Origin of the sequence: Methylobacterium brachiatum (assembly GCF_020523825.1) — a bacterium.
Classification (GTDB): Bacteria; Pseudomonadota; Alphaproteobacteria; order Rhizobiales; family Beijerinckiaceae; genus Methylobacterium; species Methylobacterium brachiatum.
Window position 1 is genome coordinate 280,051 of the sequence record NZ_JAJALK010000004.1, and the last position, 14,421, is coordinate 294,471.

General features: G+C 67.9%; 15 protein-coding genes. 2 read left to right on the forward strand and 13 right to left on the reverse strand.

The window, feature by feature from the left end; all coding sequences use genetic code 11:
• Positions 1-151 precede the first annotated feature (151 nt).
• The 10 genes from LGR69_RS11350 to LGR69_RS11395 form a co-directional block, all read right to left on the reverse strand.
• Positions 152-328 carry a hypothetical protein gene (locus tag LGR69_RS11350; protein WP_230366089.1) on the reverse strand — a complete coding sequence of 59 codons (177 nt, stop codon included), beginning with the start codon at positions 326-328 and terminating at the stop codon, positions 152-154.
• A gap of 11 nt (positions 329-339) precedes the next feature.
• A complete protein-coding gene (locus LGR69_RS11355; protein ID WP_230366090.1) occupies positions 340-729 on the reverse strand; it encodes a hypothetical protein in 390 nt (129 codons plus the stop codon).
• Positions 726-1,463 carry a hypothetical protein gene (locus LGR69_RS11360; protein WP_230366091.1) on the reverse strand — a complete coding sequence of 246 codons (738 nt, stop codon included), beginning with the start codon at positions 1,461-1,463 and terminating at the stop codon, positions 726-728. The genes LGR69_RS11355 and LGR69_RS11360 overlap by 4 nt, the downstream gene beginning before the upstream one ends.
• Positions 1,464-1,501: 38 nt before the next feature.
• On the reverse strand, positions 1,502-1,777 hold the full coding sequence (locus LGR69_RS11365) for a hypothetical protein (RefSeq protein ID WP_230366092.1): 276 nt from the start codon (positions 1,775-1,777) through the stop codon (positions 1,502-1,504).
• Between the two features lie 15 nt (positions 1,778-1,792).
• A complete protein-coding gene (locus tag LGR69_RS11370) occupies positions 1,793-2,245 on the reverse strand; it encodes a hypothetical protein (protein ID WP_230366093.1) in 453 nt (150 codons plus the stop codon).
• The gene (locus tag LGR69_RS11375) at positions 2,242-2,727 is read right to left on the reverse strand and encodes a phage virion morphogenesis protein (RefSeq protein WP_230366094.1); all 486 of its coding nucleotides are present in this window, start codon (positions 2,725-2,727) and stop codon (positions 2,242-2,244) included. Before LGR69_RS11375 ends, LGR69_RS11370 begins: the two co-directional genes overlap by 4 nt.
• On the reverse strand, positions 2,721-3,518 hold the full coding sequence (locus LGR69_RS11380; protein ID WP_230366095.1) for a hypothetical protein: 798 nt from the start codon (positions 3,516-3,518) through the stop codon (positions 2,721-2,723). Before LGR69_RS11380 ends, LGR69_RS11375 begins: the two co-directional genes overlap by 7 nt.
• A gap of 3 nt (positions 3,519-3,521) precedes the next feature.
• The gene (locus tag LGR69_RS11385) at positions 3,522-3,995 is read right to left on the reverse strand and encodes a hypothetical protein (RefSeq protein ID WP_230366096.1); all 474 of its coding nucleotides are present in this window, start codon (positions 3,993-3,995) and stop codon (positions 3,522-3,524) included.
• 28 nt (positions 3,996-4,023) lie between these two features.
• Positions 4,024-4,329, reverse strand: coding sequence for a hypothetical protein (locus tag LGR69_RS11390; protein WP_230366097.1), 306 nt, complete (start codon positions 4,327-4,329; stop codon positions 4,024-4,026).
• A 72-nt stretch (positions 4,330-4,401) separates the two neighbouring features.
• Positions 4,402-5,913 (reverse strand): hypothetical protein, encoded by a 1,512-nt coding sequence (locus LGR69_RS11395; RefSeq protein WP_230366098.1) that lies wholly within the window; start codon positions 5,911-5,913, stop codon positions 4,402-4,404.
• Positions 5,914-6,549: 636 nt separating this feature from the next.
• Here LGR69_RS11395 and LGR69_RS11400 point away from each other — a divergent pair.
• Positions 6,550-6,900, forward strand: coding sequence for a hypothetical protein (locus LGR69_RS11400; protein WP_230366099.1), 351 nt, complete (start codon positions 6,550-6,552; stop codon positions 6,898-6,900).
• Positions 6,901-7,151: 251 nt separating this feature from the next.
• Here LGR69_RS11400 and LGR69_RS11405 read toward each other — a convergent pair whose 3' ends face one another.
• The 3 genes from LGR69_RS11405 to LGR69_RS11415 form a co-directional block, all read right to left on the reverse strand.
• Complete coding sequence (locus tag LGR69_RS11405; protein WP_230366100.1) at positions 7,152-8,888, reverse strand: hypothetical protein; 1,737 nt, start codon at positions 8,886-8,888, stop codon at positions 7,152-7,154.
• Between the two features lie 58 nt (positions 8,889-8,946).
• On the reverse strand, positions 8,947-9,480 hold the full coding sequence (locus LGR69_RS11410; protein WP_230366101.1) for a hypothetical protein: 534 nt from the start codon (positions 9,478-9,480) through the stop codon (positions 8,947-8,949).
• Positions 9,481-9,611: 131 nt separating this feature from the next.
• Entirely contained in the window at positions 9,612-12,983 is a 3,372-nt protein-coding gene (locus LGR69_RS11415; RefSeq protein WP_230366102.1) for a phage portal protein, read from the reverse strand.
• 283 nt (positions 12,984-13,266) lie between these two features.
• Here LGR69_RS11415 and LGR69_RS11420 point away from each other — a divergent pair, with 283 nt between their 5' ends.
• Entirely contained in the window at positions 13,267-14,409 is a 1,143-nt protein-coding gene (locus LGR69_RS11420) for a GGDEF domain-containing protein (protein ID WP_230366103.1), read from the forward strand.
• The last annotated feature ends 12 nt before the right edge of the window (positions 14,410-14,421 follow it).

A 14,421-nucleotide genomic window follows, 5' to 3' on the forward strand; every position in this document is an offset into this window, starting at 1 on the left:
GCCCTCAGCCGGGCGAACGATGACTGTAACGCTTAGCCGGCTCCGACTGAAGTGAACTGACCGGCTGGCTTTGCACCGGGCTGATTAAGGTATCAGCCCGGACCAGAGGCGTCGGGGAAGAAACGAGGATAGAGATGATCGAGCTCTAGCCCTAATGCGCCTTCACCTGCCCGTCTGGGAACCGCAGGATCATAGCGCCGATACCGCTCGGGTCGTCGGCCGCCGCGGCGAGCGTCGGCGGCTCGGCAGGCGCCTTCACGCCCAGGAACGCGGCGACCAGTTCGTGGACCGGGGGATGGGCGGACCAGTAGCGGTAGAGCCGCCGCACGTCCCAGAGCGTCAGATCTCCGACGGTGTCGAGGGACCATCCAGTGACGGTGCAGATCCGTCCGTAGACGGCGTCGAGATCGAGGCGGCGCCCTGCGCCGCCCGCGCTTCCCCCGGGTCGGCCCCCGGCAGGTAACCGGCGAGGATCAGCACCGCACGCGTCGCCTCGGCGAGATCGGCGCTCGTGGCCTCGAGATCGCGCAAGCCGGCGATGTCCGCTTCGTGGTCGCGGACCAGCGCTGCGCTCACCACCGCGAGCCCGTAGGCGAACGGACTCTCCCCCGAGCCGCGCGCCACGAGCGGCTCCAGGACCTCGACCTGGCGCAGGGTCAGCGGACGGACGGTCCAGGACTTCCCGCCGAGAGTGAGGATGGCCGGCTGCGGCCGCGGATCTGCGCTCATCCGACATCCCCGAACGACCAGGTCGCGACGTTGCCGGCCGCGTCCGCGAACACGCTGAAGTCGAATTCCGGCATGACGAAATCCTCGAGCTTCGTACCGAAGCCGAGCTTGGACGACGTGCAGTTGTTGAACTTCACGTTCACCGCGTTGCCCTGGAACGTCGTGTAGAACTGCGCCGAGAAGGTCGGCGTCGTGCCGAGCAGCTGATTGGTAACGGTGAAGCGCTGGCCCGCGCCGGCCAACACGTAGGTGTAGTTTATCAGCAGCGACTTGCCCTTGTCGTCGGCGGCGAAGGTGTAGACCCCGTTCGCCACGCTGTACTGGCCCGGAGCCGGCGCGGTGGCGACCCGGGTGAAGGGCAGGCCTGTCAGCGCGTTGAGGACGCCGAGATCGTCGACCGCCGTCGCGGCGTTGGCGGTGGTCACCGCATAGGGCTTGTCGGCTGGGATCGTTCCGGCCTCGCCGAACGCGGTCATCACCTGCCCGGGCACCAGTGCGACGCCGTAGAACAGCGAGGCGATGGCGAGCCCCGAGATCCGGGCGACCTTCGCCTTGCCGGTGGTCTTGATCGTGCCGCGCGCGATGGCCAGCGGGTGCTGCTGCTGGCCGTAGAGTTCCTTGATCGTGGCGGTCTCGTCGATGGTGACTTCCTGCACGAGCCCGAAATTCACCGGCGTCGCGTTGGCGATGTCCGTGCGGGTGCCGATCAGGACCCCGGAGCCGAAGGAATACATGCTGCTCTCCTGTCAGGGTTTGGCGAGCGGCGGCCGTGTCAGGACGCGGCGCGCTCAATCTCGGCCACGAGCGCCTTCACGCGCTCCTTAAAGGCGTGGACGAGGTTCCACAGCGCGGTGTGATTGCCGAGCGCGGTGCCGCCGAGCATATCGGCGTGCAGGTTGTCGATCCGGGCGGCGAGCGTCGCCCCGCGCACAGGCACGGCCTCGGCCGCCGGGATACCCTGCGGCGAATGATCGGCGGTGGATCCGCCCGCGGACACGCGATCGCTCGCGGACGCCTCGCCGGCGCTCGCGTCGTCTCCGAACCCCATGATGGTCTCCTCGTGTCAGGGGAGCTCGATCGACACGGGCACGATCAGGAGCCCGTCGCCGTCGAGGTCGCCGGGCACCTTCACGGGCCGGCCGGTGATGCGGGCCATGTATTGCGTGCCCGCCAGGGTGTTGCGGCCGAGCGCCCGGTCGGCTCCGGAGGGCGCCAGGGCCCGGTCGAGCGCGTCCATGATGTCGTTGAGCTGGGCCGCGCCGATCGTGCGGTGATCCTTCGCGTCGATGTAGACGAAGATCTTGACCTCGATCGTCCGCCGCGCGACCGCGCCGGAGGACCACGCGTAGGTCTCGTCGCCGCCCTCGTGGAGGAACACGGCCGGGCGACGGGCGGCCGGCACGTCGGCGAAGAGCCGGAGCCGCCGGCTCGGCGGCGATTTCCAGGCATAGGCCTGGGCCACGACCTGCTGGAGCGCGGCCACCGCCGCGTTGCGGGGGTCGAGCGGGGCGCTCACCCCGATATCCCCCGCGCGACTGCGCCCTTCAGTGCCGCCACGATGGTGTCGGCGCGATCGGCCAGCGAGGAACGCAGGAACGAGCGCTCCGGGGTATTGGCGGTGCGAGTGAAGCTGTGCACCGCCACCGCGCGCGGGGCGATGGCGTGCCCGAAGGCCTGCGTGATCGTGCGCACGTGGGCCGCGACCGTCTCCGCGCCAGTGAAGCCGAACTCGTGCCGGGCGCCGTAGGGAACGTCGCCCGACTGGCTCACGGCGCCGGTCACGGCGTCGCCGTGCGCCTCGACATCGGAGAAGATCGAGCGGCGCAGGCGGCCCGTGACGACGTTGAGGACCTCGCCCGACAGCTTGCGCTTGACCAGGGCCTCGAGCACGAGCCGCTCGACCTGGACGACCTTGACCATCTCGCCGCGGACGGCGTCGGGCATCCGATCGAACCGCGCGACCACGCGGGTCTCCTCGACCTGGATGTCGGTCAGCACGGGGGCACCACCGAGCGGTAGGGCTGCAGCGCGGCCGACACGAAGTCGGGCAGCGCCGTGATCCGGTACGACACCGTCTCCTGGCCGCCGAGCGACTTCGACTGCATCCCGACGCGCTCGGCATAGGCCATGCGGTCCCGGATCCAGTCGAGCGCGGCGTTGGCGAGATCGGCCGGGACGTAGCCGTAGGTGATCGCCACCGTCGCCCCGCCGTCCTCCTTCGAGAAGAAGTAGCCACCGGTATCGTCGTCGACGGCGTACTGCCCCCGCCCGGGGCCACGCTCGACCCGTGTGAGCGCGTCGCCGGTGCAGTAGACAACGCCGAGATCGCTCGCCCAGGCGCCGTAGGGCTCGACTGGATACACGGCACAGGGCGCGCCAGGTGGGATGAGCAGGGGCTCTGCAGAGACCTGGTAACCGGCCGTGTAGGAGACCTCGACTGAAGTCCATCCCGGCCGCACCGGGAGCGTCAGAAGCTGCGGGCGCCCGGGCGGGGCGTCGTCGGCCGGCTGGATCGCGTAGCCCGATCCGGATCCGGTGGCCGGCGGCAGGGTGACGGAGCCGATCGCTACCCGGTCGATGGCGGTGACCGGCCAGTTCGCGAGCAGAAGGCTGCGACCTCCGACGGTGCGCGTCTCGGTGTAGCTCTGCGGCAGGATCGTAGGGCGGTTCAGGGCGGTCAGGATCGTGCGGCTGATCGCGGTGATCAGGCGCTGCGTCGCGCCGTCGGGATCCTCGCTCACGCCGAGATCGGCGAGCCGCACGAGATCGTAGGGGCTCGGGCCGGCCACGGATCAGCTGGCCGGGGCGAGCGCGGCCCGGGCGTTGGCGCGCAGCGTCTCGTTGTCGACCGGCGGCACGACCCGGATTCCGCGCTTCCTCAGGAAGGCGAACAGCTCATGGCGCTTCATCAGCTCGATCGCCTCGACCGTGACCTGCGCGGGGTCGATCCGCTCGGCCTCCTCCTGCTCCAGGCGCCGGCGCTGATCCGCGTCGGCGATCATCCGGGCGACCTCGTCGTCCGGCATCGCCGCGACGGTCTCGGTGAAGAGGGCGACCAGCCGGGCGCGGTCGGCGTCGAGCGGCCCGAGGGCCACCGAGACCGCGGTACTCGCCGCGGCAGGCGCATCCCACGGCGAGAAGCCATGCGCCTCCAGGTCGAGGCGGTGCCGCGGATCGACGAGGACGGCGCCGTCCGCGCCCACTTCGATCGCGTGGCCCTGGTGCGAGAATCCGGTCAGCCCCTCGGGGGCGCGCATCCTGATCATTTCGGGGTTCCTGCTACGGGGGAGGGCGTCAGGCCGGGGCGCCGGTCCAGACGTTGCGCCAGACCTTGGCCAGCACGTCCCAGACGACGGGCAGGGTCAGGGTGGTGTCGAAGAACAGCTGATCGACGATCGGCGCGGCCGGGCGCGCCGCGGTCGGGCCGGACAGGGCATGCGCCCCGACCCGGATCCAGCCGTTGGCCTGGAGCAGGTCCGCGTCGAACACCGGCGCGTCGAGCACGCCGCCGGCCATCCCGGTATAGGGGCGGCCGTTGGCCACCGTGGTGTGCGGGCGCCCGTCGCCGGGCGGGAACAGACGGGCGAGGGGCTCGGCCATGGATTTTACCTTTCCCGGCTCGAAATATGCACACGGGCATGGACGGCACGGCCATGGCCGCGCCGGTCGCGCTCACCCGTTGGCGATGTTGGTGATCACCGCCATCGACGGCGGGAAGTAGTGCTGCAGCACCTCGTCGGCGTAGACGCCGTACTCGTACTTGCGCGACCGCAGCGGCCACTCGATCTGGTAGTAATCCTGCCGCGCCCGGACCTGGAACACGTTTGTAATGTTGTTGATCGGGTAGGGCAGGGTGCCGGTGGTGAACAGGATCGTGCCGGCCGGCAGGTTCGGATGCACCTTGATGTCGAGGGTCGAGCCGCCGGCCATCGAGAAGCGGTTCAGGTAGGTGCGGGCCATGAAGCCGCCGCCGAGCTGATCCCGGGTCACCGAGATCTCGAACTTGTAGGCCGAGGCCGCATTGCCGGCGAGGATCTTGCGGGAGATGTTCAGCGCCTCCTGGCTGTTCACCCAGATCGTGTCGGGCGAGAGCCGGTAGACATCCCACATGTACTTCAGCACCGCGTCGATCTCGACGATGCCGCCCGCGCCGTCTGCGGTGAGCGGCGTGCCGATCCCGGCGGTGCCGGGCGCCATGGTGTAGACGTAGGCGCCGGAGCCGGCCTTGAACGCCTGGGTCAGTAACCCGTCGAAGGACAGGGCCGAGGTCGAGCGGTCCACCGCTCCGAGGGAGGCGGCGGCCTGCGTCCCCGAGGCCGCGGCCGTAATCAGCACCGAGTTGATCGTGGTGATGGCGCCCAGCACCTCCGCGCCGGCCGCGCCCCAGAACCACGCGTAGCCAAGCGCGCCGGGCACGGGCGCGACCGAGGCGGCGATCGAACCGGTGGCGCCCTTGGTCGCGACGGTGGCGGCGGCCGAACGCGCCGCCGCGCCACCGCCGAACACGTCGGTCGAGCCGTCCGCGTTGGTGCGGGTGATGGTCGACTGGATCCCGCCCGCGACGGAGCCGTTGATCACGCCGTCGAGCGCCAGCGCCACGGCGATCACCGACCAGGTCTGCTCGGCGAGCGTGCCGCCGGTCGCCGAGCCCGAGAGGGTCGGGGTCGGCGTGGTGCCCAGCGCCAGCGAGGTGTTGCCGCCGAGCAGCATCGCCTCCTCGCCGAGCATCAGGCTCTGCAGGCCGGTGCGGGCGGCGATGGCGCGGACGTCGTCGAAGCCCTGCGCCGCATACTGCGCCTCGAACTCGACGTTGGATTCGATGCCGATGCCCTTGTAGCTGGCGGTGTAGTCCGCGGTGGCGACGACCTGCACGCCACCGCGGTTGCCGCCGGACACACCGATGCGCATGCCCGACACGTTGATGCCGGTGATCGCCCGCCACGCGGCCTGGATGCCGCCCTTGCCCGAGACGCGCGGGATCATGTTCCGCAGCGGGGTGAGCACCGGGTAGAGCGACTTCGCGCCGAGCTCCAGGTCGTAGAAGGTCAGGCCGGAGGTGGGCGAGGTACCCTGCGTGAAGGTCGACTTCTGCAGATCGATCCCGAGATGCGCCAGAATCGGGTCGGTGAGCGGCTTGGACTGCGCCTCCTTGAGGAGGGCGAGGACATCGACGTGCTGGGTCATGGGTCGTGATCCTGTGCGGATGCACGGCCGCGCCAACGCTGACCCGTTCCCGGGGCGTTCGGCATCGGACGTAGAGGGGGGAGAGGGCCCTATGGGCCGGCGAGGCGACGCGCGCGATCCTTCCCCGGATCGGCGGCGTGTGGAGATCGGTGGTTGTGCGGCGCAGCTAGCGGTCTGAGTAAGGCGGGCGGTGCCTATTCACGCGGTCCGCTCGAGGTGGATTTCCGCCGGTTCACTCTGGGGCGGCAATGCATGGAAGCGGACCTCGTGTCTTCTCCCACTCACGACCAAGGCTATGGGAAAATGCAGAAACGTCGGAAGGATCATCCCTTTCGGCGTGACAGACCTTCGGCCCGCGAGCTTCACCAGCGTGGGACTTTTCCTGCCCCAAACGTCGTTGGATGACGTTCTATAATCCAGATAAAAGCGTCGTGAGATGGGAAGAAAAATGTCGAATTCGTCGCATGCGATGGATCGATTTCGTCCCAAACATACTTTACATTCAAAGTTGCATGCCGCATATGGTACAACCAAAAAGCGATCTAAGTACTAAATCTTCCCCTTTTTGGCATCTTCAATTCAGAACTCGGTCAAATCGAACGCTAAATTTGTCCTTTTATTTTTTTAGGCGCCGCAATGGTAATCGCAGCCTTGTTATTTATTGCTGGGTTTGCGCTCGGGTGGCGCTACAACGCCCTAGCGGTCGTGATGTCGACGCTCGTCATATTTTTCTGCTCGACGTTGATGTTCTCGGTATTTATCGGCTTTGAGCTCTTCCAGCTAGTGATCGTATTCGCCTATCTGATCGCTCACCAGTCGGGCTATCTTACAGGAGTCTATTTTTCATATTCCGGCGTCGCACAGGTTCGGGTGGAGCCCTCAACCGCTCCCGTATTGCCGAGCGGAGTACCACCTCACAGAGGAGTAGATCTGGGCAACGGCATTGGTGCCTTTGCTGCTCCCTCGACCGAGCCGGACAAGACGTAGTCTCTCGGGTTGGCGATGTAGATGCGGATCACGCACGGCTCGCGGCTGACATTGGACCGGCGCCGGTGCAGCCGCAACCGACGATGCTGTAGGGCGACCGCTCGCTACTGCTGCGCAGCGCCCCGACCAACGATGAACTCTATCGAGGTTTGATCGTCTGCGTCCCACAGGCCGGAAGCGGACATCGCAACGTCTGAGTGGGGTCGCAAGCGGTCGCCACCGACAGCGACTAAACCGCTGATCTGTTCGCTTCAGCGTGCAAGCGCCAGCTGCTGCGGGTTCTGATGCGAGACCTTGATCAACAAGTCCGCACGTTCTTCCGCGCTCAGCTTGGCGAGATGGTCGCGGATCGCATCTGCCGATGGCGCCTCGATCGTACCCGAGGCACCCTCAGTACCCTTTGTGACGGCGCGGCCGACGAGGTGGCGCGGCACCGGCTGATCGCCCACCATCTTGGCGAGCGCGGCGATCTGTGGAAGCACCTCGTCGGTGAGCGTCTTCTGGAGCGCGTCGCGCTGGCCGGTCATCTTGGCGAGCTCGGCCCGCACCGCCTCGATCGCGTCGCCGCCCTTGATGAGGTCGCCGCCGGCGGCCTTCCTCGCCTCGCCGCCGCAGGTGGCCCCGAGGCCGCAGGCATCGTCGTGCATGCGCTGGATCCGCTCCCGATCCGCTTGGCTGTTACGCGCCCCGACCTTGGCGAGCGCCCGCCCGCCTGGGTCGTCGGCGGGGATCGCCTTCACGAGCGCATCGTAGGCGGCGTCGGACAGCGGCCCGGCGGCCAGCGCCATCGCCTCGTCGGTCGGTGCGTCGTCCATCAGGTCCGCCATCTCGGCCGCGACCATGGTCTGGAGGAGGGTCACGCCCTGAAGCGCCCAGGCCTTCATCTGCCGGGGCAGCGCCGCGTCGCCGTCGGCGTAGACCACGTCGAACACCGCCGAGCCGACCATGCTCTTGATCTCGCACAGCAGGACGGCCAGCCGCGACACCCCGTAGAGATCCTTCGCGAGATCCGCCCCGGCGACCGATCCGCCGGCAGTCTTCTCGACCTCGGCACGGGAGCGCTTGCGCGGCCGATCCGGGGCCGGAGCCGCATCACCATCCCCTGCGCCGAGCCGCTTGCCGAGATCGGAGAGTGCATCGAGCACCGGGCCGGCCGCCGCCTTGGCGGAGGCCTCCGCCTCGACGCGGGTGTTGTGGGCGAGCGCGTCCGCCTTCTTCGCGAAGGTCGCCCCGTCCTTCGCCTTCCAGACCTGCGCGACCTCGCCGTCGGTCACAGGCGCTCCCTCGGCGGGGGAGGGGGCCGACGGCGGCTCGGGCGCGGAAAGGGCCTGGGCGAGGGCCGCCGCCTCGGACGCCTTCACCAAAGCTTCCCTGGCAGGCGCTACGAAGTCGCCGACCTCATCGGGCCGGCCGGCCGCCGCGGCGAGATCCTCGGCCTTGGCGAGCACGGCCGCGTTGGTCGGCTCGGGCGGCGGCGCGATCCGGACCGAATCCGCGAAGGGCCGCGTCTCCGCCGCGCCGTCGGCCTTCAGCACCTGGAACGTCGCCGAGGGCAGGCAGGGCAGGTCCACCAGGCTGACCTCGCTCGGGTCGGCCGTGTAGCGCATCAGGCCGTCCTCGCCCTTCCACCGCTTGGCGTAGGCGCCCCCTTGCGAGAACCCGGTGTAGACGCCCTCCTCGACCTTCCGCCATTCGGCGTCGTCGACCACCTTCGCGCAGATCTCGATCTGGCGGGCGTCGTCGTTGAAGGCGATCTGCGTGACCTTGCCGGCCGCGACCTTGCCGTGCATCGCCCGGAGATTGCCGAGCGAGCGACCGTCGGTGGCCTTTGCGATCCCGCCCGACCACTTCTCGTAGAACGGCTTGGTCGAGGCGTAATCGCAGACTTCGCCGGACCGGTCCGGAGCCTCGGCGGTGGCCACGCCGTAGACCAGCCGATTGACCGCATCGACCTTCGTCAGCGGCAAGAAGAGGGACAGCTCGGGCATGAGGGGCTCCAGCGGGCGGCGGTAACGCGCCTTGGCGATCGGGGCTGGGCGGGGAAGGCTACGTGTCGGAATGCGCGCGCAACGCGGCTTCGAGGGCGGCGATCGGATCCGTGGTTCCGCCATGCGTGTTCGCGCCGGTGGCCTCGTGGTCCTGCAACTTGCTCGGCGTCAGATAGCTTCGGGTCTCGCTGAACATGTCCGACAGACGCGCCCTGAGGCCGGCGGCCTCGTCGATGTCATCGACCTCTTCCTCTGCGATCTGTTCGTAGCCGTGCTTCTCCAGCAGGTCGTTTAGATCGGCGAGGGCCTTCTGCGCGCCCTTGTGGCTCGCCGTGAGATCCTTGTGGACCTCCTTCAGCGCGATGACGTGCTGGGCGACCCGCTTGCGGGCGTCGTGGATGCCGCCGAGGTGCTGGTCCAGCCGCACGTCGATGGCTTCGGCCTTGCGCGCGTCGTGGGGCGGGAGGTTCGCGGCGTGGTCGAGGGCATGATCGCCCGCCGTCCAGCGGCCGCCGGCATCGCGGGGATGGTCCGCTTCGTCGAAGGCCTTGCCGAGGCGGCGGCGGACCGTGTCGCATGCAGGTTCGGCCATCCGGGACCTCGCGCTGGACAGGTGCGCTGTTGAAGCGGGAATGGCGCGGTGGTAGCGTTTGCGCAGGTGCAGACCCGTCGACCGTTTCGGACGTTTAGCCCAAGGGCGATCGCGAGATCGGGCACGCGGCGTCAGCGGGCTGCGCCACTTTTGCCCCCGACCTTGTAGAACGTGTGCAGCGTCAGCGATTCGCTTCGCTTTCGGACTGCCAACACCGCATCGTAGGTCTGCGCGCCTATCGTGTGCCTGACGATCACCGTGCTCAACTGCTGAGCCCGGGTCGCGTGGCCTTGCCGGACCCGACCATTCCGAAGGATGCGAGGCAGGTTCACATAGTCGGCCGGAGCGATCGGGTTGGGATCCCCGCTACCAGCACCGTGCCGGCGGTTGATATGCCGGATGAACTCGGCGATGACGCCGTGCCGCCAGCCATCCACGTCCCGCCCGGCATGGGTTGAGAACCGGTCGCCGTGGACGCGCCCGAGATCGAGCACGTCCTGATGCGCCCGGTCGGCCAGCGCCCGCACAGCGAGCCGCTTGGCCGCACGCCCCGAACCACCCGCCCCCGCGAACTGGCCCGTCTCCGGATCCCGCGGGTGCTTCGACGGGTCGAACGCCTTGCCGACCAGATCGTCGTCCTCGACGACCGGCACCACCACGCACCGGCACGAAGGGTGTGCAGGGGACGCCTCGTCCCCGCTCGGGAAGTCCTCGTCGAGATCGATCGCACCGGCATCCGCGTTGGCTTGGCAGACCGCGCAGCAGCCTTCCTCGGCCCACCACGCCTTGCGCACAGAGACGCCGGCCTCTGCCGCGCCGCGATACCCCTCGACCGAGGCCGCGCCGTTGGCGCTGGCGACCTCGTATTCGGCAATGCGCGCGGCGCGGTCTTCCGAGAAGGCGTAATCCGCCTCGATCTCATCCGCGATCGCGTCGAGTCCGATGTTGCGCTCCAGCCCTGAGGCGATGGTCTCGCGCAGGCGCAGCCGGGTCGCCTCGGTGATGGTCCTATCCGCGTTCGCCGACGGCACGAGCGCCCCGTCGGCATCGAAGCGCATCCCAACCATCTCGGCAGCCCGGGCGCGGGCCGCCGAGACCGCCCGGGCGTTCACCTGGTTCACCAGCGCATCGCGGTCGGCCGCACCGAGTTGCACGAGGGCGCGGCGGCCCGCATCGGCGGCGACGCTTTCCAATTCGTCGGCGACCACCGGAGCGACCGCGCGCAGGTCCGCGAAGTCGAGATTGTCGAGATAGGCGTCGAGCGCGCGGCGCAGGGATTCGGAATCGTCGTGATCCGGTCCGGCCTTGGTGAGCTTGGCGAGGCCGCGCAGGCCGGCGACCACGTCAGAGCGGGTAGCCGCCAGCGCCGTTCCGAGCCGATCCGTGATCCTCCGTATGGCCCGGCGCGTGGCCGGTCGGTCGAAAGGGATGGGGTCGGCCGGCCTCCCCGTCCGGCGCTTGGCGAGATCCACGCCGGTGGCCTTGTGGGCCGGGGCCGGCAGATGGGCGATCAGGGACGACAGGCGGGCGCGCAGCTCCTCCAGGGCCGCCACGATGGCGGTCCGGCGGTCCACGTCGAGATCGCCGTCGCGCACCGCATCGATCATCGTGTCGAGCACGGCGTCCGCCACGCTCACGAGACGCGTGCGGGCCCGCTCGCCCGCGGCGACGTTCCCGGCCGCCTTGCCGAACCCGAGCGTGCCGGTGAGATGATCGAGCATCCGCGCGACCTCGGCGTCGTCGTAGCCGAGATGCGCGCCGATGTGGCGCCCGGCCGAGACCAGCGCATCGGTCAGCAGGTAATTCTCCGCGATCCAGACCGCCGCCGCGACCGCGGCCGGAACCGTGCCGCCGGATGCCGCGGTGACGATCGCGCCGCCGGCGATCACCGCCCCGCCGATCGCGGTGCGCAGGACAGTCCGCTTGAACTCGGCGCGCTCCGCGGCCTCGCTCGCTCCGCCGCCTCTTCCATCGGTCCAGCGGCCGGATGCGTCCCGCGGCTGGGCTTCGTCGAACTTGGCGAGCAACTTGGTGACTGCGTCCGATGGATCGTCACTTCGATCCTCGGCCTCCTGACCCGAGTTGCCGAAGCCGTTCGCCCCGGGCGGCGGCCCGAACGCGTCGAGCGCCGCCTTCTTGCCCTCCAGGGTGTTGGCGTCGATCGGTACGAGCCCCGCGCCGGTCAGCACCATCAGGGTGTCGGCGGCCGGGCTCGGATCGGGATCGAGGCCGAGGATCCTGCGGCCCTCGTTCAGCCGCATCAGGCCACCCGCGGTCAGCCCGCGCAGGCGCTCCGACTGCTTCGCCTCGTCGATCTGCTCGTCTTCCTGCCACGCGAATTCCAGCTCGGGCGCGGCGAGGTCGTCGGCGATCACGTCGTCGAGGACGACCTTGATCCAATCGAGCAGCGGGGCGAGCCCTTCCTCCTCGGCGATCTCCTTCTGCGTGTCGGCCGAGGCGCGGTTCATCTGCTTGATCAGCGCCTGGGGCGAGATCGAGAAGGCGAAGCACACCACCCGGGACAGCCACTCGTCGAACTCGCCCTTGAGCTGGGGCTCGCTGGTCTGGTGGAGCGCGACCTTACCGGGCACGAACCGGGCGCGCCGGCGCGCGGCCAGATTATCGGTGAACAGCGAGTCCCAGTAGGTCTGGTAGGTCGCGATCTGGTCCGGGCCCCAGGTCTCCGGCACGCCGATCAGCGCGTCCGGCACGCTGCCGCTCGTGAAATACTCCAGCGTCATCACCTGCCGGCGCAGGGCGATGTTGACCGTGGTCATCACCTGCTCGACCGGCGAGAAACCGTAGACCCGGTCGGTGCGCAGGTTGCGCGGGCGGTAGAGCAGCTCGCGGGCGGTGTAGTTCACCGCGGGCAGGCCTTTGAGGATCTGCTGGTAGGCCTCGGGCCAGACAGTCTCGCCGCCCTGGACCCATGGCAGCGGCACCCGGCCGTCCTCGGCGAGGATCGGCTTGATGGTTGCGCCGTCGATTGGCTCCAGGGCCAGGAGGTCGCCCGCTCGCGAGCGCTGCTTGAAGTTCGACCACGCGTCGAGGACGAGCACGTCCTCCAGCCCCATGCGCAGCCAATCGGTCCAGGGATGGATACCATCCGGCCTAGCCAGGAAGGCCGTGACCGCCGCGACTTTCGCAGCCGCCGACTTGCCGGCGTCGCGCGGCTTGATCGCCCATTTCATCCGGGCGGCCTGATCCTTCCGCGTCTCGATCACGAGCCGCAGCAGGTCGTAGCCATCGGCGAGGCGGCGCAGCTGCGCAAACGAGACCGGCTCATAGGCGCGCGCGGTGGTGTTGAGATTGTAGCCCGTCGGATAGTCGAACCGACGCCCGGCGACCTCGGGCGGCGCGGACGGGCGCATCGGCACCGAGGGGCCGAACCAGCCCGAAGCCCGGCCTGCCGTCGAGCCGTAGCCCGCGCTGCCATAGGTCAGGGTATAGGACAGCGGCGTGAGCGCGATGCCCGCTACGCCGCCGCGCGAGGGAGAAGCCAACGTGGTTGCCCTTCAGCGCAAGCACGAGGATGGGCTTGGCCAACATGAAGATGCTTGGAATCAGAAGCTCAGGATCGGATCCGTCTGCTTGCGATCCGTTGCGGTCGCTCCGCGCTAATCCGCTGAGGGTTCGAAACCGGACGCCTCCAGGCCCAGGAGGGATGCATGGCGTGCGATAGCTCGTCGCTGCCCACGTAGAAACAGACAACCACAGGTCAGCATCTTAACACAGCGGATAGATCTCTAGGCTATATATCGGGGCGGTCAGGCTGTAGAGGGGCCGATGAAACGTTGGATCTCCGAGCGGCTTACTCCTCTCCCAGATGAGATTCGGGTAGATCTCGCAAAAAGCTTTCTTAGCAGCCTACCGCAGGCCGCAAGCATCAGCCTGACATCGTCACTTGGTGCCGCCGTTCTCGCGTATCGTTCCGAAGCGGTGCTCGACCTGGATCTAGCGGTGCTGCTTGCGCTGATCGGTGTCTACCGCGTGGCCATCCTCATCGTGTATCGCCGTGTTGATACACCGATCACGACAATCAAATCAGCGCTTTGGTGGCAGCGCCTGCAGGCCGGCGGACTGATTGGCCAAGCCGCGCTTCTTGGCGCTCTCAGCTTCAACGCTTTCACAAATGGCGATACCGCAGCGGCGCTTCTCGCCTTGGGCTTTGTCGTGTCATTCTGCGGCGGAGCCTGTGCTCGCCTCTCCGTCGTTCCGTGGGTCCCGATCGCTACCAGTCTGCTATTGCTGGGTCCCACGATTGCAGGCGCGTTGTTGCATTCGGAGCCTCCGATTTTCGCGGCAGGAGTGTTCCTGATCGCATTCGTAGCCGTTATGGCGGAGGCAACGCTGTATCTACATAAGCTCGTGGTCGATCGCCTCGTTGCCCTACGAGAAGCGTCGTTTCAAGCGAGTCATGACGGTCTCACGAGCCTGCCGAATCGTGCGAGCTTTCATCGACATCTAGCGTCCGCGTGTCATCGGAAAGAAGCCGCGGGCCAGGACTTTGCCGTGCTCTACCTCGATCTCGACAGATTCAAAGCTGTCAATGATCGGCTTGGCCACACAGCTGGCGATGATGTTTTGATCGAAGTCGCACACCGCCTCCGACTTGGCATCGGCGCGGGCGATGTCGCATGCAGACTAGGTGGCGATGAATTCGCGATCCTCGCCGCAACCAACTCCCAACCGGCAGCGGTGGCTATCCTCGCCAAACGATTGGTCGAAACAATCACCAGACCGATTGCGACCTGCAATGGACCGGCTGAGGTTGGCGTGTCGATTGGCATAGCCCATTCGGACGCCCATACTACACCCGGGGAATCCATTTTGACTGCTGCAGACCACGCCATGTATAATACAAAGTCCAAAAATCAACAGCAGCGGCAGTTTACATCGCGCGATCAACAAACAGCGCAGGCCGCGTAAAGTGGATTTCGA